Raw genomic sequence first — 17,621 nt, forward strand, 5'->3', positions numbered from 1 at the left:
AATGTTGTGATATAATTCCTTTGAAAGGAGTAGTCATGCTTATTTATACATATGTATCCTCGATATTATTTAGCTTTTTATATCAACTTTCTGCAAATGATCACTTCGATAAGCGATACTTAAAATTAAGATCCAAATGTGATTATTGTAAAAGCAAATTAAAATATTATGATTTCATTCCAATTTTTAGTTTCCTTATTTTAAAAGGTAAGTCGAGATGTTGTAAGCAACCTTTAAAATATAGTTATTTGATAGGTGAGTTACTTGCGATACTTCCAATATTGCTTATTTATTACCAATTAATTAATATCAATCCTCAGTTTTATTTAACGACTTTTCTGTTTTTAATGGTTATGTCAATTAATGATATTGAAGATTATTGTATTAGCTTAATTTTCTTAATGATCTTCACAACTGTTTTATTATTTACGACTCCAATCTTTCTAAATACTTTTCTCCTTACATTTATTATTAGTCACCTATTCTTTATTTTAATGTATCGTTATATCGGTTATGGTGATATCCTTCTATTTAACATTCTATCTTTATTCTTACCAATAAACTTCATGTTTTACCTTTTTCTTTTCACTTTTATGATTGGTGGCATATTAAGCATTATTATTAAAATATTTTTCAACCACAATATTAAATATGTTCCTCTAATTCCATTTATCTTTTTATCTTTTGTTTTTGTTTCATCCTTTTATCCATCATTGACGGAAATAATGGGAGGTGTTCCTTTTTGAGGATTAAAGAAATGGCTAATTCGGAGAAACCACGTGAACGATTAGTGTCCAATGGCGCTGCATCATTATCAAACTCAGAATTATTAGCAATACTTATTAATACAGGTAGAAAGGGATGTTCTAGTATTGAAATTGCCAATGAATTATTAAGTGGTATAACCACGTTGAAAGAATTGAAAAAGTTATCAATTAACGATTTAATCAAAGTCAAAGGTATTGGTTATCATAAAGCTATAACATTAAAGGCTGCATTTGAAATAGGGGAACGGATAAATAGTGTATCTCAACAGGAAGTATTTAAAATTACTTGTCCTGCTGATGTCGCAGATCTGATGATGTCGAAGCTTAAAGATTTACAGCAAGAACATTTTTATGTGCTTTTATTGAATTCCAAAAATATTGTTATCAAACAACAGTGTGTCTTTGTAGGAACATTGAATAGTTCTATCATTCACCCTAGAGAAATTTTTAATGTTGCTATTAAAGAATCTTGTAATTCGATGATTGTTGTTCATAATCATCCATCAGGTGATGTTACGCCTTCAGAAGAAGATATTAATACGACAATTAGATTAAGAGACTGTGGAATGATATTGGGTATTAATGTATTGGATCATATTATTATTGGCGATAATCAGTTTACAAGTTTAGTAGAGTGTGGTTACTTTGATAATGAATAGTTTCCACCTAGAATAAATAGAATTGGAATAGTATAATAGGTGAAAATAGACATCAGGGGGTCATTAAATTGACTATATTTCTAATTATTGGAGTACTCATTCCCATTATTTTTATCATGCGATTAAATGCTAAAAATCAAAAAATGACAATAAAACTTTTTTTATACACTATAGGACTGTCAACTTTAGGGATTGTAGTGACTACTGTCATTGGAACAATAGTATCTCATTCACATGCATCTATTGGTTTAGTTATATTAGGTTCAATAATTGTAGGTGTAATTTGGGGTATTTTACTAGGATTAAGTTATATTTTCTTTAGATTTTTATCTACTACTTTCAAAAAATAAATTTACTAAAAAAGCTATGAGAAATTAACGCATTGTTTTTGCATTGATTCCCATAGCTTTTATATTATTTAATATATGCGATTAATTTATCATAATTATCCATTAGCCAAATAATTCCTTGATAAGCAAGATAAATACATAATAGTATTATACCAACAGATATTAAAAAGCGGATGATAGATATACCTACTCTAAATAGTAAAATAACAAGTAATACAATTAATATAATTGATAATAAACTCATTATGGAAAACCTCCTAACGCCATGAAACTCATATTAATATTATACTAAAGTTGATTATTGAATACATCCGTCTATAGGTACAACTATGATACTTCCTTAGACCTATATATTTTTCACTAATATTTTTATATAATAACTTAAATGGAAAAGGAGGATATATTATGAGGTTCTTATTCAGCATAATAAAAAATATTATAGCAGTTATCGCTATTTTAATCATTATTTATATCGCATTAAAGTATGCGCCTTTTTTAAGAGACCAAGAGTGGAATCCAATTAGCAATCCTCCAAATCAGACTGAGCAAAATATGGACAATCCAAATAACAATACAAAGCAACCACAACATGGAAAAAGATATTCAATAGAAGATAATGATATAATTAAGAACGTACCTACAAGTCAAATTAAAAATGTATTTAATATGATAAATAAAAAAGAATTTATGTCAGTATCAGGAATAGGTAGAATGGGATATAATGATGAATATTTAGCTGGTCAAAGAGGTGATGAATTCATTATTTATAAATTCGGTTCTGATTCAATCAGAGTTTATAATAATGAGTTTGAAATGCAACAGGATTTACATGAACTGGGCCAAAATATTGATTTAAAAAATGAACAGGCATATGAAAATAATTAGATTCACATGTTTGAAATCCTTATTCAAATACGTTAGCCTTTATATATAGAGTAAAATGATAAAGGTTGGTGTGGACAATGGTTGAAAAATCAAAAGAAAAACGTGCCAACGAACAAGCTAAAGCGCAAAATCTATTTGCACGTTGGAGAAAAGAAGAGACACTTTATAGTGAAGATGAGAAAAAAGAGAGAAAGAAACAAGAAAAACTACAAAAAGAGAACGAATAGAGTAACGCACTAAAGACTACCAACTCACGACAAGTTGGTAGTCTTTTACTTATCCTTTATAATATATTAGTAGATCATTACCTTAATAAATATTGATAAATTGCAAGTTGCTTTCTTCAATAGTAAATGATTATGATATAAAATGATTTTATTAAGCGTTAGTGCTTTATTTCATTTCAGCAGTAATATAGAATAGTGAGGAAGAATAAATTTTAAAGTTTTATAAGAGGTGTTCTGGGTGCTTAAATTTTTTAAAAATAACAAACTCATTGTTGTTTTATGTGCAATTATTGTTTTTATTGCATTGATTGGTTTGTCTATTCGCTCTCAAACTCAATCACCTCCCGAGCAATATGTAGGAGATTCTGTTTCATTTGGTCAACGAGTGATGAGTTATCCTGTAAATTTTGTTACTGGAGCAATTGGTAATATTTTTAATATGGGTGAATCGAAAAAAACTAAAAACAAAGTCAAACAATTAGAAGCTAAAAATCAACGTCTAGAGGCTGAAAACAAGAAGTTTAAAAAGGAATTAGATATGAAAGATATATCTAAATATGATCCGATTTCTACTACTGTTATAGCAAGAAATCCAGACCAATGGATGAATACTATAGTGATTGATAAAGGTTCTAAAGCTGGTATCAAAAATAATATGGCTGTTATGACATCTGAAGGGTTAATTGGAAGAACTACTAAAGTAAATCAATTTTCTTCACAAGTCGATTTGATTTCAACGAATACAAGAGCAGGTAAATTATCAGTTAATATACAACATAAATCTAAAAATGTATTTGGTTTAATAGATCATTACGATGCGAAAAACGAAGAATTAGTTATTAGTGATATCAATAATAAAGATAGTATTTCTAAAGGCGATAAAGTTGTAACAAGTGGTTTAGCAGATCAACTTCCAAGTAGTTTATACATAGGTGAAGTGACAAGTGTAGAGAATGATCAATATGGTTTAGCTAAAGAAGTAAGAGTAAAAACAGGTGCAGATTTATCAGATTTAAATCATGTATATGTTGCTAAGCGAGACGCTTCTTCACTTCCTAAAGATGAAAGCGGGGATAACTAATGCGAGGAATATATTATTTCTTGATTGGTATTCTACTTTTTTATATTGATACTATTATTGGTTTAGTCATTCCTATGCACTTTGGTAAAATTTATGTCATTTTTGTACCACACTTAACTTTAATGTATTTGTTAATTTTAACCATTTATCGTAGTTTTGGTGTGGCTTTAGTTCTAGCCATATTTTTGGGTTTAATTACTGATTTATATTATGGAAGCATTTATGGCCTATACATGTTTGGTTATATATTAGCTGTAGTGGTCATGGATAGATGCTTTAAAATATTCTATAAAGATAAAGTCATGATATTTATTATTATTTTGGTAAGTACCATTTTAATAGAAATATATGTGGCGTTAATTTACGGATTGATTGGATTTATACAATTTAACCTAATTGAATTCTTATTGCTTAGATTATTACCAACATTTATAGTTAATTTATTACTGTTAACAATTTTATTTCCTCTCATGTTAAAATTTTTGAGGAAAATACAAATCAAGATTGACAGTAGGATATAAGTAATGGTAAGATGCAGTAGTTGAGTAGTTTCAGGCTACATACAACCGCTCAAATATAGGTCGAAGTACAAATTGTATTTTAATTAATGATGACATTTATTAAAATCACGAATATGTCACCTATATATGGCGTGACTTATTATATAGGAGGTGCAAAGTATGTTTGCTATTATTGAAACAGGTGGAAAACAAATCAAAGTAGAAGAAGGACAAGAAATTTACGTTGAAAAATTAGACGTAAATGAAGGTGATTCTTTCACATTTGATAAAGTATTATTTGTAGGTGGAGATTCAGGTAAAGTTGGTGCGCCAACAGTAGAAGGTGCAACAGTTACTGCAACAGTTAATAAAAACGGTCGTGGTAAAAAAATCACTGTATTCACATACAAACGTCGTAAAGACTCTAAACGTAAAAAAGGCCATCGTCAACCATATACAAAATTAACTATCGATAAAATTAACGCGTAATAATGATTACTGTTGATATTACAGTTAATGATGAAGGCAAAGTAACAGATGTCGTTATGGATGGTCATGCTAATCAAGGTGAATATGGTCATGACATTGTCTGTGCTGGTGCCTCAGCCGTATTATTTGGTAGTGTTAATGCAATTATGGGATTGACGTCAGAAAAGCCGGACATCGATTATAACGATGACGGAGGTCATTTTCATATAAGAAGTGTTGATACAAATAACGATGAAGCTCAATTAATTCTGAAAGCAATGCTTGTATCTTTACAAACTATTGAAGAAGAATATAATGAAAATATCAGATTAAATTATAAGTGAGGTGTCTCCCAATGTTAAAATTAAACTTACAGTTCTTCGCATCTAAAAAAGGGGTAAGTTCTACAAAAAACGGACGTGACTCTGAATCTAAACGTTTAGGTGCTAAACGTGCTGACGGTCAATACGTAACAGGTGGTTCAATTCTTTATCGCCAACGTGGTACTAAAATTTACCCTGGTGAAAATGTAGGTCGTGGTGGCGATGATACATTATTCGCTAAAATCGACGGCGTTGTTAAATTTGAACGCAAAGGTCGCGACAAAAAACAAGTTTCTGTATATGCAGTAGCTGAATAATTTTGTCTAGTTAACACCAGAAGTGAAGGCTTCTGGTGTTTTCTTTTGTTTAAAATCTTATTCTGAAGTAAAAAAGTTATCACATTAAATCATGTTGATTCCTAATGATTCAATTTAAGAACTAAAATTTTTCTACACATAGACTTAATGATATAATTAAACAGATCATGAAAACAAAAATGAGTAAAAGAGGTGAGATATATGTTTGTCGATCAAGTGAAAATATCTCTTAAAGCAGGAGATGGTGGTAATGGTATTACCGCTTACAGAAGAGAAAAATATGTACCATTCGGTGGACCAGCTGGTGGAGATGGTGGCAAAGGTGCATCAGTAATATTTGAAGTAGATGAAGGACTACGTACATTATTAGATTTTAGATACCAAACGCACTTTAAAGCTAAAAAAGGTGAGAATGGTCAAAGTAGTAACATGCATGGAAGAAATGCTGAAGACTTAGTATTAAAAGTACCACCTGGCACAATTGTTAAAAGTGTTGAAACAGAAGAAGTGCTTGCAGACTTAGTAGAAGATGGCCAACGGGCTGTGGTGGCAAAAGGTGGTCGTGGAGGACGTGGCAACTCACGTTTTGCTACACCTAGAAATCCTGCCCCAGACTTCAGTGAAAATGGTGAACCAGGTGAAGAAATTGACGTCACACTTGAATTAAAATTATTAGCAGATGTTGGTTTAGTAGGTTTTCCTAGTGTGGGTAAATCCACTTTGCTTTCAATCGTTTCGAAAGCTAAGCCTAAAATTGGGGCCTATCACTTTACAACAATTAAACCTAACTTAGGTGTTGTATCTACACCTGATAATAGAAGTTTTGTCATGGCTGACCTACCAGGATTAATCGAAGGTGCCTCAGACGGTGTAGGATTAGGTCATCAATTTTTACGACATGTTGAACGTACAAAAGTAATCGTACATATGATTGATATGAGTGGTTCAGAAGGTCGTGACCCTATCGATGACTATCACGTAATTAATAAAGAATTAGTGGCATATAAACAACGTTTAGAAGATCGCCCTCAAATTATAGTGGCAAATAAAATGGATATGCCAGATGCTGAAGATAATTTAGAATTATTCAAAGAGGAAATCGGCGATGACCATATCATAATTCCATTATCAGCTGTCTCAAGAGATAATATCGATCAATTATTATATACGATTGCTGATCAACTTGAAAAAGTTAAAGATATTGATTTCTCTGTTGAAGAAGATGAAAATGTTGGTGTAAACCGTGTTGTGTATAAACATACACCATCTCAAGACACATTCACGATTACAAGAGATGATGATGGTGCATACGTTGTGAGTGGTAATGCTATTGAAAGAACATTCAAGATGACTGATTTCAATAGTGATCCTGCTGTACGTAGGTTCGCAAGGCAAATGCGCTCAATGGGCATTGATGATGCTCTAAGAGCTAGAGGTTGTAGCAATGGAGATATCGTAAGAATTCTTGGTGGAGAATTTGAATTTATAGAATAGGAGTGTGAAAGATGGACAATAAAGAATATAGGAAGTTTTATCTTATACGCGAAGATGTTTTACCTGAATCTGTAATTAAAACTTTGAAAATAAAAGATGCATTAAAAAATAATTCTGAGTTGTCCATCTATGATGCCGTAAAACAATACGGTTTGTCACGTAGCGCTTTTTATAAATATAGAGAAACTATATTTCCTGTAGATGAAAAATTATTAGATCATCGTGAATTCACATTAATTCTATATGTCAATGATATTGTAGGTATGTTGGCACAAGTATTAAATACAATTTCTCAATTACAGTTATCTGTACTTACTATACATCAAAGTGTACCGATGAATGATAAAGCGACAATTACCTTATCGTTAAATGCATCATCTTCAGATTTAATGATAGATGATGTAGTAATTGCTTTACGAGAAATTGAACATGTGTCTAAAGTAGAATTAATAAGCATGAGTATGTAAATGAGGATGTGCTAAAATGTACGCGTATATTAAAGGTAAACTAACGCAATTATTTCCTACTCACGTAGTGGTAGATGTTAATGGCGTTGGTTACGAAATTCAGACACCTAATTCATATCGTTTTCAAAAATATTTGGATAAAGAAGTTCAAATATTTACATCATTAATTGTTAGAGAAGATGCTCAGTTACTCTATGGTTTTATTAATGAAGAAGAGAAAGATATGTTTTTAAGTTTAATAAAAGTAACAGGAATAGGTCCAAAATCAGCATTGGCTATACTTGCAACAAGTACACCTAATGAAGTGAAACAAGCTATTGAGAATGAAAACGATACTTACCTTACTAAATTCCCAGGTATCGGTAAGAAAACTGCAAGACAAATAGTGCTTGATTTAAAAGGCAAAGTTCAAATTACAGAAGAAAATAGTGACACACTATTAAATGTGATGAATGATTCTAATGCTAATGAATCTATGATTAAGGAAGCTATGTTAGCTTTAGAAGCGTTAGGTTATTCAAAACGTGAGTTATCTAAAGTTGAAAAGGTTCTAAAACAATCTAATATGGATTCAGTTGATGAAGCTGTTAAAATCGGATTACAAACATTAGTGTCATAAAAAACCTAACATCAAAATGAAAGGGGGAAATATTATGGATGAAAGAATGGTCGACCAAGCTGCACATAATGAAGAATCTGACTTCGAATTATCTTTACGACCAACTAAATTAAAGCAGTACATTGGTCAATCTTCCATTAAAAATAATTTAGAAGTATTCATTAAAGCAGCTAAATTGAGAGAAGAGCCTTTAGATCACGTTCTCTTATATGGTCCCCCTGGGTTAGGTAAAACAACTTTATCTAATATAATAGCCAATGAAATGGACGTTAACATTAGAACAGTATCTGGCCCTTCATTAGAGCGTCCTGGAGATTTAGCAGCAATTTTATCTGGATTACAACCAGGAGATGTGTTGTTCATTGATGAAATACATCGTTTAAGTAGTGTTGTTGAAGAAGTATTATATCCCGCGATGGAAGACTTTTTCCTAGACATCATTATAGGTAAAGGTGATGAAGCACGTAGTATTCGTATTGATTTACCACCTTTTACACTGGTTGGTGCTACAACACGTGCTGGAAGTTTAACTGGACCTTTAAGGGATCGATTTGGCGTCCACTTACGACTTGAATATTATAATGAAGCAGATTTAAAAGAAATTATAATAAGAACTGCTGAAGTACTAGGAACAGATATAGATGAAGAGAGTGCGATAGAGTTAGCAAAACGATCTAGAGGTACACCACGTGTAGCAAACCGTTTATTAAAAAGAGTGAGAGATTTTCAACAAGTAAATGAAGATGATCAAATCTATATTGAAACTACAAAGCGTGCATTAAAACTATTACAAGTTGACGATTATGGATTAGATTATATTGATCACAAAATGATGAATTGTATATTAAATCAATATAAAGGTGGACCTGTCGGACTTGATACAATTGCAGTGTCTATTGGTGAAGAACGAATAACTATCGAAGATGTTTATGAACCTTTCTTGATTCAAAAAGGTTTCTTAGAACGTACACCTCGAGGTAGAAAAGCAACACCATTGGCGCATGAACATTTTGGCAATTCTAATGAAATGAGGGAGTAAGTTGAATATTGAAGATTTTGACTACGATTTACCTGAATCTCTAATCGCACAAACGCCTTTAAAAAATAGAGACCAAAGTAGATTGTTAGTATTAAATAGAAATAATGGAAATATGGAACATCTACATTTTAAAGATGTGATTAACTATTTTAATCCTGGTGATACGCTTGTTTTAAATGATACTAGAGTTATGCCCGCAAGACTTTTTGGATTAAAAGAAGAAACGGGTGCTAAAGTTGAGATGCTTATGTTGACTCAAATTGAAGGCAATGATTGGGAGGTATTGTTAAAGCCGGCCAAACGTATTAAAGTAGGGAATCAATTGAATTTCGGAGATGGAAAAATTATCGCTGAATGTATTGAAGAGTTAGCCCAAGGTGGTAGAATTATGCGCTTGCATTATGAAGGAATATTGCAAGAACGTCTTGATGAATTAGGTGAGATGCCTTTACCACCATATATTAAAGAAAGACTAGATGATCCTGATCGTTATCAAACAGTTTATGCAAAAGAAAGTGGATCTGCTGCAGCACCTACTGCAGGGTTACATTTTACAGATGAACTTTTAGAGTCAATTAAGGCAAAAGGTGTGAATATCGCCTTTATCACATTGCATGTTGGTCTTGGTACATTTAGACCAGTAAGTGTAGATAATATTGATGATCATGAGATGCATAGTGAGTATTATCAAATGACACAAGAAACTGCAGATTTATTAAATGAAACAAGAAAAAAAGGTCATCGAATTATTTCAGTAGGTACAACATCAACTAGAACACTTGAAACAATACGTAGAGATCATTCAGAATTTGTTGAAAAAAGCGGTTGGACAGATATCTTTATCTATCCAGGTTTTGAATATAAAGCTATTGATGGTTTGATTACTAATTTCCATCTTCCTAAATCAACGCTAGTAATGTTAGTGTCAGCGTTTAGTAGTAGAGAATATATTTTAAATGCATATCAAAAAGCTGTTGAAATGGAATATAGATTCTTTAGTTTTGGAGATGCAATGTTAATTATCTAAAAGAATGTGAGGATTTTAAATATGCCTGCAGTAACATATGAACATATTAAAACTTGTAAACAATCAGGTGCACGTTTAGGAATTGTACATACACCACATGGTTCGTTTGAAACACCAATGTTTATGCCAGTAGGAACTAAAGCAACAGTTAAAACAATGAGCCCAGAAGAATTGCGTCAGATTGAGGCTAAAATTATTTTGGGAAATACATATCATTTGTGGTTACAACCTGGAAATGATATTATCAAACACGCTGGGGGACTGCATAAATTCATGAATTGGAACGGACCTATTCTTACTGATTCAGGTGGGTTCCAAGTTTTTAGTTTAAGTAATCTACGTAAAATCTCAGAAGAAGGTGTCGAATTTAGACATCATACAAATGGTTCAAAATTATTTTTAAGTCCAGAGAAATCAATGGAAATTCAAAATGATTTAGGATCTGACATTATGATGGCATTTGATGAATGTCCGCCTATGCCATCTGAGTATAAATATGTCAAAGATTCAATTGAGAGAACAACACGTTGGGCAGAAAGATGTTTAAAAGCCCATGCTCGCCCTGAAGATCAAGCGTTGTTTGGTATTATTCAAGGTGGCGAATATAAAGATTTACGTGAACAAAGTGCGAAAGAGCTTGTTGAGCTAGATTTTCCTGGCTATGCTATTGGGGGGCTTTCAGTAGGAGAGCCTAAACCTGTGATGTACGAAATGGTAGAACACACTGAACAATTTATGCCAAAAGATAAACCTAGATACTTGATGGGTGTCGGCTCTCCCGATGCATTAATCGAATGTAGCATCCGAGGTATGGATATGTTTGATTGTGTATTACCTACTCGTATAGCTAGAAATGGTACATGTATGACATCCAATGGACGTTTAGTAATCAAAAATGCAAAGTTTGCTGATGATTTAAGACCATTAGATGAAAATTGTGATTGCTATACATGTAAAAATTATTCTAGAGCATACATTAGACACTTAATCAAAGCAGAAGAAACCTTTGGTATCCGTCTTACTACTATTCATAATTTACATTTTCTGCTAAAATTAATGGAAGATATTAGACAAGCCATTCGAGAAGATAGACTTTTAGACTTTAAAGCTGAATTCTTCGAACAGTATGGATTAAATGTAGATAACCCTAAAAACTTTTAAAGAGGAGAATGTAACATGCAATTTACATCATTGATATTACCGATCTTATTGTTGGTTCTAATGTATTTCTTCTTAATTAGACCTCAACAAAAACGTGCTAAAGAGCATCGTGAAATGATAAGTCGTGTAGAAGCTGGACAAAAAATTACTACAATCGGTGGTATTAAAGGTACAGTTAAAGCGGTTGATGAAACAACAGTAGTTGTTACTGTTAATGGTCATGGCACAGAAATGACTTTTGAAAAACCAGCTATTAAACAAGTTGATCCTTCATAATAGTATGTTATTGAAGCCTGGGGCAATATTGTCTCAGGCTTCAATTATATTTACTTGGATTTTTACTTATATGTCTAAACAACTAAAAATTTAAAAATGATGTGATTTAAGCATTAAAGAATTGTTTCCAATAATTAAATGCGGCTAGAGATGAGTTAGTATCTGTATTTAGTTATTATCCATATGCATTAAATTAATTGAAAAAAGTTTTCAATAATTTCACTATAAAGTGTAGTATGTTAATATAGATAGGTCATAGGAGTTATTCTATTGACTCCGACTTGCAAATATAAGGATTAATCGAGTATTCTAGTATCATAAGTAAATAATGAGGTGTTCATGTGAAGAAAAGTAGTAGATTGATTGCATTCTTACTACTGGTGATCCTTCTGTTCGCAGGTATGGGTCTTACGTATAAGAATGTGATTAAGAATGTTAACTTAGGCCTTGATTTACAGGGTGGATTCGAAGTGCTTTATCAAGTTGACCCATTACATAAAGGTGATAAAATTGATAAAAATGCGTTGCAATCTACAGCGCAAACACTAGAAAATCGTGTTAACGTATTAGGGGTTTCTGAGCCTAAAATCCAAGTTGAAGATCCAAATAGAATTAGAGTTCAACTTGCTGGTGTAAAAGATCAGAAAGAAGCAAGAAAGATTTTATCATCACAAGCTAATTTAACGATTCGTGATGCTGACGACAAAGTTAAGTTAAGCGGTGCAGATATTAAGCAAGGATCAGCGAAGCAAGAATTTAAACAGAATACGAATGATCCTACAGTTACATTTAAAGTAAAAGATAAGAATAAATTTAAAAAAGTAACTGAAGAAATATCTAAAAAGCAAAATAACGTTATGGTTGTTTGGTTAGACTTCAAAAAAGGCGATAGCTACAAGAAAGAAGCCGATAAAAAAGATCCTAAGTTCGTATCAGCGGCAAATGTTGATCAACCAATCAATTCAGATAGTGTAGAAATTTCTGGTGGATTCCATGGTCAAGAAGGCGTTAAAAAAGCAAAACAAATTGCTGAATTATTAAATACAGGATCTTTACCGGTAGATCTTAAAGAAATTTATTCAAACTCTGTTGGTGCAGAATTTGGTCAAGATGCGTTAGATAAAACAATCTTTGCATCAGTACTTGGTGTAGCAGTCATTTATCTATTTATGTTAGGATTCTACAGATTACCAGCACTAGTAGCCATCATCGCATTAACAACATATATATATTTAACACTTGTAGCCTTTAACTTTATCTCAGGTGTACTTACATTACCTGGTTTAGCAGCCTTAGTATTAGGTGTGGGTATGGCAGTAGATGCCAATATCATTATGTATGAACGGATTAAAGACGAGTTGAGAATCGGTAGGACGCTTAAACAAGCATACTCAAAAGCCAATAAAAGTTCCTTCTTAACAATCTTTGACTCCAACTTAACAACCGTAATTGCTGCAGCAGTACTGTTCTTCTTTGGTGAAAGTTCAGTAAAAGGTTTCGCAACAATGTTGTTATTAGGTATTTTAATGATATTTGTAACTGCAGTGTTCTTATCTAGATTACTATTATCATTACTAGTTTATTCTAATCTATTTAAGAAAAAATATTGGTTATTTGGTGTTAAAAAAGCAGATAGACATGATATCAGTGAAGGTAAAGATGTCCATGACTTAAAAACATCATTTGAAAAATGGAATTTTGTTAAACTAGCTAAACCATTGATTTCATTAAGTATTTTAATTGTAGTTGTAGGATTAGTTATTCTTTATATTTTCAAATTGAATTTAGGTATAGACTTCTCTGCTGGTACGCGTGTAGACCTACAATCTAAAGAAGCACTTACTCAATCCAAAGTTGAAAAAGTAGTGAAAGATGTTGGTTTAGACCCAGATCAAATTCAAATTAATGGTTCAGGTAATAAAAACGCAACTGTCCAATTTAAACAAGATTTATCACAAGCTAAAGATAACCAATTAAGTGATAAAATGAAATCTGAATTTGGTAACGCACCGCAAATTAATACAGTTTCACCATTAATTGGACAAGAATTAGCTAAAAACGCAATGCTTGCATTAGTTTATGCAGCTGTAGGTATTATTATCTATGTATCATTACGATTCGAATGGAGAATGGGATTATCTTCTGTCTTAGCATTATTACACGACGTATTTATTATCGTCGCTGTGTTCAGTTTACTTCGATTAGAAGTTGATTTAACGTTTATCGCTGCTATCTTAACTATTGTTGGTTATTCTATTAACGATACCATCGTTACATTTGACCGTGTTCGTGAAAACCTTCATAAGATTAAAGTGATTACTTCAGCTGAACAAATTGATGACATTGTTAACAGATCAATTAGACAAACGATGACACGTTCTATTAATACAGTTTTAACAGTTGTTGTCGTAGTTGTTGCAATTCTATTATTTGGTGCACCAACAATTTTCAACTTCTCATTAGCTTTATTAATCGGTTTAATTTCAGGCGTGTTCTCTTCCATCTTCATAGCCGTCCCATTATGGGGAATTATGAAGAAACGTCAATTGAAAAAATCACCTAATCAAAAATTAGTCGTTTATAAAGAGAAAAAATCAAACGATGAAAAAATCGTAGTTTAATCAATTTAAGGTTGAGCATTGATGTTGTATAATCTTTAAAAGATTTTGCAACAAAGTGCTCAACCTTTTTATTTTATTCGATTTTCGATATAATGGCATGTGGAAATGAGGAAGGTTACTTATGATTAAATCTAAATATAATTGGAATTTAAATAACCCAACTGAATATATATCAGATAGTATAGCTAAACGTTTAAAACTATCTCCTATAATCAAGAAAATATTAGAAAGTAAACAAATTATTGAAGAAGAAGACATTCAACAAACTCTAAATGGCATTGATATCAACCATGATATTTCTTTACTTAGTGATATTGATAAAGCGATAGAACGTATCAATCAAGCTATAGATAAAAATGAGCGTATTTTAGTATATGGCGATTACGATGCTGATGGCGTAACTTCTACGACGATATTAGTACATACTTTACAAAAATTAGGAGCCCAAGTTGGATGGTATATACCGAACCGATTTACAGAAGGTTATGGTCCAAATGAAATGGCATTTCAAAATGCTTATGATGAAGGTATTTCATTAATCATCACTGTAGATAATGGTATACAAGGGCATGCTGAAATTAAAATGGCTCAAGAATTAGGTGTAGATGTCATTGTCACAGATCACCACGAAATAGGCAGAACTTTACCTGAAGCATATGCAATCGTACACCCAATGCATCCAGAATTTGATTACCCATTTAAATACTTATGTGGTGCAGGTGTAGCATATAAATTAGCTCAAGCGTTATTAGAAAATGTGCCAAATTATTTTAAAGCATACGCAGCTATAGGCACAATAGCAGATTTAGTTTCATTAACTGATGAAAATCGTTCAATTGTACAACATGGTTTGAAAGTCATGAATGACAGTTGTCCAGTAGCCGTTAAAGCTTTACTTAAACAAGCTGGTTATAACGATGACATTACTGAAGAAACAATAGGATTTATCATAGGTCCTAGATTAAATGCAGTTGGACGTTTAGAAGATGCTTCTTTAGCTGCTGAATTATTAATGTCTGATAGTGAAGATGAAGCTGAATTTTTAGCGGAACAGGTTGAGCATTTCAACCAAGAGCGTAAAGATATAGTTGCTCATATTACAGAAGAAGCATTAGCAATAGCTAAGGATTATGTCTCACAAGGACATCAATTTCTATTATTAGCCAAAGAAGATTGGCATGAAGGTGTTTTAGGTATTGTAGCATCGAAAATAGTGGAGACGTTTAGCTTACCAACATTAATTTTAAATATTGATCATGAACAAAATCATGCTAAAGGTTCAGCAAGATCGATTGAACAAGTATCCATGTTTGAAATTTTAAATGCCCATCAAGATTTAATTAGTAAATTCGGTGGACACCATATGGCAGCAGGGATGACTATGGATATTGATAATGTTGAAGCATTACGAAATGGATTAAATGAATGGATGGCAAAACTAAGTGAAACGACATCTCTTGAACCGAGTAAAAAGGTAGATATTTTACTTGATGAATCAGATATTACAATTAAAAACATTAAAGATATTCAGAAATTAAGCCCCTTTGGCACAGATTTTAATTCACCATTATTTGAAATTCAAAATATGACTATACAATCTTTAAAGGCTATTGGTAAAGAACAAAATCACTTGAAGATGACATTAGGTGATTCTAATTTACCGGCTTTATTTTGGCAAAATGGTGCATATGCTACACAATTAGAAACTGGTCAACCAGTCAACTTAATTGGTAACTTACAAATAAATGAATGGAACGGGAATCAAACACCACAGTTCATTGTTCAAGATATAGCCATGGACACAATGCAAATATTAGATTATCGAAGCAAAAGTAAAAATACTAATTTCTTAAACAATGATCAAACAACAGCGTTTGTAATTCATTCTAAAGTTCAAAAATCTAATGACAATGAGTTCTTCTATGGAGAAGTTATACCAGGGGAATATGATAAAATAGTATTTAGAGATTTACCGAATACGCTTGATGAATTAAAAAACACATTACAACAAACACAAATATCTCAAATTTATCTTGTATTTCAACATAAAACGTCTATTTATTTCGAAGGCATGCCAAGTATCAATTTATTCAAACAATGTTATAAAGCGTTAATTAATAAAAGAAAAATGAATCTAGCGACTGAAGGTATGATGTTGTGTGAATTTCTCAATATTAAAGCTAATTCATTAAAATTTATGCTAAAAGTATTTTTAGAATTAGGATTTATTAACGAAGATGATGGTATAATAACGATTGCGAGTCAACCAAATAAACAAGATATTGAATCTAGCCAATTTTATCAAGCTAGGTTATCAAGAATAGAAGTCGAAAAACTTTTATTATATGATGATTTCAAACATTTAAAACAATGGATTAAAACTCAATTGGGATATAGTAATTAGGAGGAAATAATAAGATGGATTTAAAACAATATGTTTCTGAGGTACAAGATTGGCCAAAACCAGGGGTCAGCTTTAAAGATATCACTACAATTATGGACAATGGTAAAGCATATGGATATGCTACAGACCAAATTGTTGAATATGCAAGAGAAAAAGATGTCGACGTTGTTGTTGGGCCAGAAGCACGAGGATTTATTATTGGTTGTCCAGTAGCATATTCAATGGGCATAGGGTTCGCACCTGTACGTAAAGAAGGTAAATTACCTCGTGAAGTTATTAGATACGAATATAATTTAGAATACGGCACTAATGTTTTAACAATGCATAAAGATGCTATTAAACCAGGTCAACGTGTATTAATCACAGACGATTTATTAGCAACTGGTGGGACAATCGAAGCGGCTATTAAACTTGTTGAAAAGTTAGGCGGTATCGTTGTTGGCATAGCTTTTATTATTGAATTAAAATATTTAAATGGAATTGAAAAGATAAAAGACTATGATGTTATGAGTTTAATTTCTTATGATGAATAATTTACAATTTTAAATTGAGTGAAATAATAATCATGAAGTACTAGTTCTCATTACTGATTAACAATAATGATGTTAATACAGTTTAAGTAGAGAACTAGTTTTTATTTACAAAAAATATTATTGATAGAGTTACAATCTAATTGTGATTCATTTATTTATTCCAAAAGTTGTAGTATCATGTAACTAATATTTAATTTTATTTCATAATCGTTAGCTTATCAGAGTCGTTAAAATTTGATAAACTAATTACAATTAATATTGATTTCACATTGAAACATCAAAAAATATTTTGAAATAATCAAAAGTGATAAAGCTAATCAATTACTATAAACTTTCTTAAGTAATGGGTAATAATACATAACATATGTAAAGAAATTCAAACATGAAAGTATAATCAATGAGT

General features: G+C 31.6%; 21 protein-coding genes and 1 other annotated feature. Of the genes, 20 read left to right on the forward strand and 1 reads right to left on the reverse strand.

What is annotated here, in order from left to right; genetic code table 11:
* The first annotated feature begins 35 nt into the window (after nt 1-35).
* From ssp1_RS05745 to ssp1_RS05755, 3 genes are all read left to right on the forward strand, one after another.
* A complete protein-coding gene (locus ssp1_RS05745) occupies nt 36-746 on the forward strand; it encodes a prepilin peptidase (RefSeq protein WP_107536329.1) in 711 nt (236 codons plus the stop codon).
* Nucleotides 743-1,426: a RadC family protein gene (gene radC, locus ssp1_RS05750; RefSeq protein ID WP_075778024.1), complete on the forward strand. Its 684-nt coding sequence runs from the start codon at nt 743-745 to the stop codon at nt 1,424-1,426. Before ssp1_RS05745 ends, radC begins: the two co-directional genes overlap by 4 nt.
* Nucleotides 1,427-1,494: 68 nt before the next feature.
* Nucleotides 1,495-1,776, forward strand: a complete 282-nt coding sequence (locus ssp1_RS05755; protein ID WP_037552445.1) for a hypothetical protein — start codon at nt 1,495-1,497, stop codon at nt 1,774-1,776.
* Between the two features lie 64 nt (nt 1,777-1,840).
* Here the strand turns inward: ssp1_RS05755 and ssp1_RS05760 are convergent, their stop codons facing one another.
* Entirely contained in the window at nt 1,841-2,020 is a 180-nt protein-coding gene (locus tag ssp1_RS05760) for a hypothetical protein (RefSeq protein ID WP_075778025.1), read from the reverse strand.
* A gap of 161 nt (nt 2,021-2,181) precedes the next feature.
* On the opposite strand from ssp1_RS05760, the gene ssp1_RS05765 reads away from it, so the two are divergent.
* The 17 genes from ssp1_RS05765 to ssp1_RS05845 all read left to right on the forward strand — a co-directional run bounded on the left by ssp1_RS05765 (nt 2,182) and on the right by ssp1_RS05845 (nt 17,218).
* Nucleotides 2,182-2,661, forward strand: a complete 480-nt coding sequence (locus ssp1_RS05765; RefSeq protein ID WP_002451790.1) for a DUF4930 family protein — start codon at nt 2,182-2,184, stop codon at nt 2,659-2,661.
* A gap of 77 nt (nt 2,662-2,738) precedes the next feature.
* Entirely contained in the window at nt 2,739-2,888 is a 150-nt protein-coding gene (locus ssp1_RS05770) for a hypothetical protein (RefSeq protein ID WP_107536325.1), read from the forward strand.
* A 238-nt stretch (nt 2,889-3,126) separates the two neighbouring features.
* Nucleotides 3,127-3,969, forward strand: coding sequence for a rod shape-determining protein MreC (mreC, locus tag ssp1_RS05775; RefSeq protein ID WP_107536324.1), 843 nt, complete (start codon nt 3,127-3,129; stop codon nt 3,967-3,969).
* The gene (gene mreD / locus ssp1_RS05780) at nt 3,969-4,490 is read left to right on the forward strand and encodes a rod shape-determining protein MreD (protein ID WP_075778028.1); all 522 of its coding nucleotides are present in this window, start codon (nt 3,969-3,971) and stop codon (nt 4,488-4,490) included. Before mreC ends, mreD begins: the two co-directional genes overlap by 1 nt.
* 33 nt (nt 4,491-4,523) lie before the next feature.
* Nucleotides 4,524-4,637, forward strand: a sequence feature (ribosomal protein L21 leader region).
* A gap of 12 nt (nt 4,638-4,649) precedes the next feature.
* Nucleotides 4,650-4,958, forward strand: a complete 309-nt coding sequence (gene rplU, locus ssp1_RS05785) for a 50S ribosomal protein L21 (RefSeq protein WP_118828147.1) — start codon at nt 4,650-4,652, stop codon at nt 4,956-4,958.
* A gap of 2 nt (nt 4,959-4,960) precedes the next feature.
* Nucleotides 4,961-5,281 (forward strand): ribosomal-processing cysteine protease Prp, encoded by a 321-nt coding sequence (locus ssp1_RS05790; RefSeq protein ID WP_002451795.1) that lies wholly within the window; start codon nt 4,961-4,963, stop codon nt 5,279-5,281.
* A gap of 11 nt (nt 5,282-5,292) precedes the next feature.
* A complete protein-coding gene (gene rpmA, locus ssp1_RS05795; protein WP_002451796.1) occupies nt 5,293-5,577 on the forward strand; it encodes a 50S ribosomal protein L27 in 285 nt (94 codons plus the stop codon).
* Nucleotides 5,578-5,778: 201 nt separating this feature from the next.
* Nucleotides 5,779-7,071, forward strand: coding sequence for a GTPase ObgE (obgE, locus tag ssp1_RS05800; RefSeq protein WP_075778029.1), 1,293 nt, complete (start codon nt 5,779-5,781; stop codon nt 7,069-7,071).
* Between the two features lie 11 nt (nt 7,072-7,082).
* The gene (locus ssp1_RS05805) at nt 7,083-7,538 is read left to right on the forward strand and encodes an ACT domain-containing protein (RefSeq protein WP_075778030.1); all 456 of its coding nucleotides are present in this window, start codon (nt 7,083-7,085) and stop codon (nt 7,536-7,538) included.
* A gap of 16 nt (nt 7,539-7,554) precedes the next feature.
* Nucleotides 7,555-8,157 (forward strand): Holliday junction branch migration protein RuvA, encoded by a 603-nt coding sequence (ruvA, locus tag ssp1_RS05810; protein WP_002451799.1) that lies wholly within the window; start codon nt 7,555-7,557, stop codon nt 8,155-8,157.
* Between the two features lie 34 nt (nt 8,158-8,191).
* A complete protein-coding gene (gene ruvB / locus ssp1_RS05815; protein ID WP_075778031.1) occupies nt 8,192-9,196 on the forward strand; it encodes a Holliday junction branch migration DNA helicase RuvB in 1,005 nt (334 codons plus the stop codon).
* A 1-nt stretch (nt 9,197) separates the two neighbouring features.
* The gene (gene queA / locus ssp1_RS05820; protein WP_075778032.1) at nt 9,198-10,223 is read left to right on the forward strand and encodes a tRNA preQ1(34) S-adenosylmethionine ribosyltransferase-isomerase QueA; all 1,026 of its coding nucleotides are present in this window, start codon (nt 9,198-9,200) and stop codon (nt 10,221-10,223) included.
* A gap of 21 nt (nt 10,224-10,244) precedes the next feature.
* Nucleotides 10,245-11,384 (forward strand): tRNA guanosine(34) transglycosylase Tgt, encoded by a 1,140-nt coding sequence (gene tgt / locus ssp1_RS05825; RefSeq protein WP_002451802.1) that lies wholly within the window; start codon nt 10,245-10,247, stop codon nt 11,382-11,384.
* A gap of 15 nt (nt 11,385-11,399) precedes the next feature.
* Complete coding sequence (yajC, locus tag ssp1_RS05830; RefSeq protein ID WP_002451803.1) at nt 11,400-11,660, forward strand: preprotein translocase subunit YajC; 261 nt, start codon at nt 11,400-11,402, stop codon at nt 11,658-11,660.
* A 341-nt stretch (nt 11,661-12,001) separates the two neighbouring features.
* A complete protein-coding gene (gene secDF / locus ssp1_RS05835; RefSeq protein WP_107536238.1) occupies nt 12,002-14,281 on the forward strand; it encodes a protein translocase subunit SecDF in 2,280 nt (759 codons plus the stop codon).
* Between the two features lie 121 nt (nt 14,282-14,402).
* The gene (gene recJ, locus ssp1_RS05840; protein WP_075778403.1) at nt 14,403-16,685 is read left to right on the forward strand and encodes a single-stranded-DNA-specific exonuclease RecJ; all 2,283 of its coding nucleotides are present in this window, start codon (nt 14,403-14,405) and stop codon (nt 16,683-16,685) included.
* A 14-nt stretch (nt 16,686-16,699) separates the two neighbouring features.
* A complete protein-coding gene (locus ssp1_RS05845) occupies nt 16,700-17,218 on the forward strand; it encodes an adenine phosphoribosyltransferase (RefSeq protein ID WP_002451806.1) in 519 nt (172 codons plus the stop codon).
* Nucleotides 17,219-17,621: the final 403 nt, after the last annotated feature.

Origin of the sequence: Staphylococcus sp. M0911, from assembly GCF_003491325.1 — a bacterium.
Lineage (GTDB): Bacteria > Bacillota > Bacilli > Staphylococcales > Staphylococcaceae > Staphylococcus > Staphylococcus warneri_A.

What these genes read in the sequence shown, in the direction of transcription:
- rpmA (WP_002451796.1), top strand. Translation starts at nt 5,293, where the DNA reads ATGTTAAAATTAAACTTACAGTTCTTCGCATCTAAAAAAGGGGTAAGT.
- ssp1_RS05745 (WP_107536329.1), top strand. Translation starts at nt 36, where the DNA reads ATGCTTATTTATACATATGTATCCTCGATATTATTTAGCTTTTTATAT.
- ssp1_RS05765 (WP_002451790.1), top strand. Translation starts at nt 2,182, where the DNA reads ATGAGGTTCTTATTCAGCATAATAAAAAATATTATAGCAGTTATCGCT.
- rplU (WP_118828147.1), top strand. Translation starts at nt 4,650, where the DNA reads ATGTTTGCTATTATTGAAACAGGTGGAAAACAAATCAAAGTAGAAGAA.
- yajC (WP_002451803.1), top strand. Translation starts at nt 11,400, where the DNA reads ATGCAATTTACATCATTGATATTACCGATCTTATTGTTGGTTCTAATG.
- recJ (WP_075778403.1), top strand. Translation starts at nt 14,403, where the DNA reads ATGATTAAATCTAAATATAATTGGAATTTAAATAACCCAACTGAATAT.
- ruvA (WP_002451799.1), top strand. Translation starts at nt 7,555, where the DNA reads ATGTACGCGTATATTAAAGGTAAACTAACGCAATTATTTCCTACTCAC.
- mreD (WP_075778028.1), top strand. Translation starts at nt 3,969, where the DNA reads ATGCGAGGAATATATTATTTCTTGATTGGTATTCTACTTTTTTATATT.
- ssp1_RS05845 (WP_002451806.1), top strand. Translation starts at nt 16,700, where the DNA reads ATGGATTTAAAACAATATGTTTCTGAGGTACAAGATTGGCCAAAACCA.
- ruvB (WP_075778031.1), top strand. Translation starts at nt 8,192, where the DNA reads ATGGATGAAAGAATGGTCGACCAAGCTGCACATAATGAAGAATCTGAC.
- tgt (WP_002451802.1), top strand. Translation starts at nt 10,245, where the DNA reads ATGCCTGCAGTAACATATGAACATATTAAAACTTGTAAACAATCAGGT.
- ssp1_RS05770 (WP_107536325.1), top strand. Translation starts at nt 2,739, where the DNA reads ATGGTTGAAAAATCAAAAGAAAAACGTGCCAACGAACAAGCTAAAGCG.
- ssp1_RS05760 (WP_075778025.1), bottom strand. Translation starts at nt 2,020, where the DNA reads ATGAGTTTATTATCAATTATATTAATTGTATTACTTGTTATTTTACTA.
- ssp1_RS05790 (WP_002451795.1), top strand. Translation starts at nt 4,961, where the DNA reads ATGATTACTGTTGATATTACAGTTAATGATGAAGGCAAAGTAACAGAT.
- obgE (WP_075778029.1), top strand. Translation starts at nt 5,779, where the DNA reads ATGTTTGTCGATCAAGTGAAAATATCTCTTAAAGCAGGAGATGGTGGT.
- ssp1_RS05805 (WP_075778030.1), top strand. Translation starts at nt 7,083, where the DNA reads ATGGACAATAAAGAATATAGGAAGTTTTATCTTATACGCGAAGATGTT.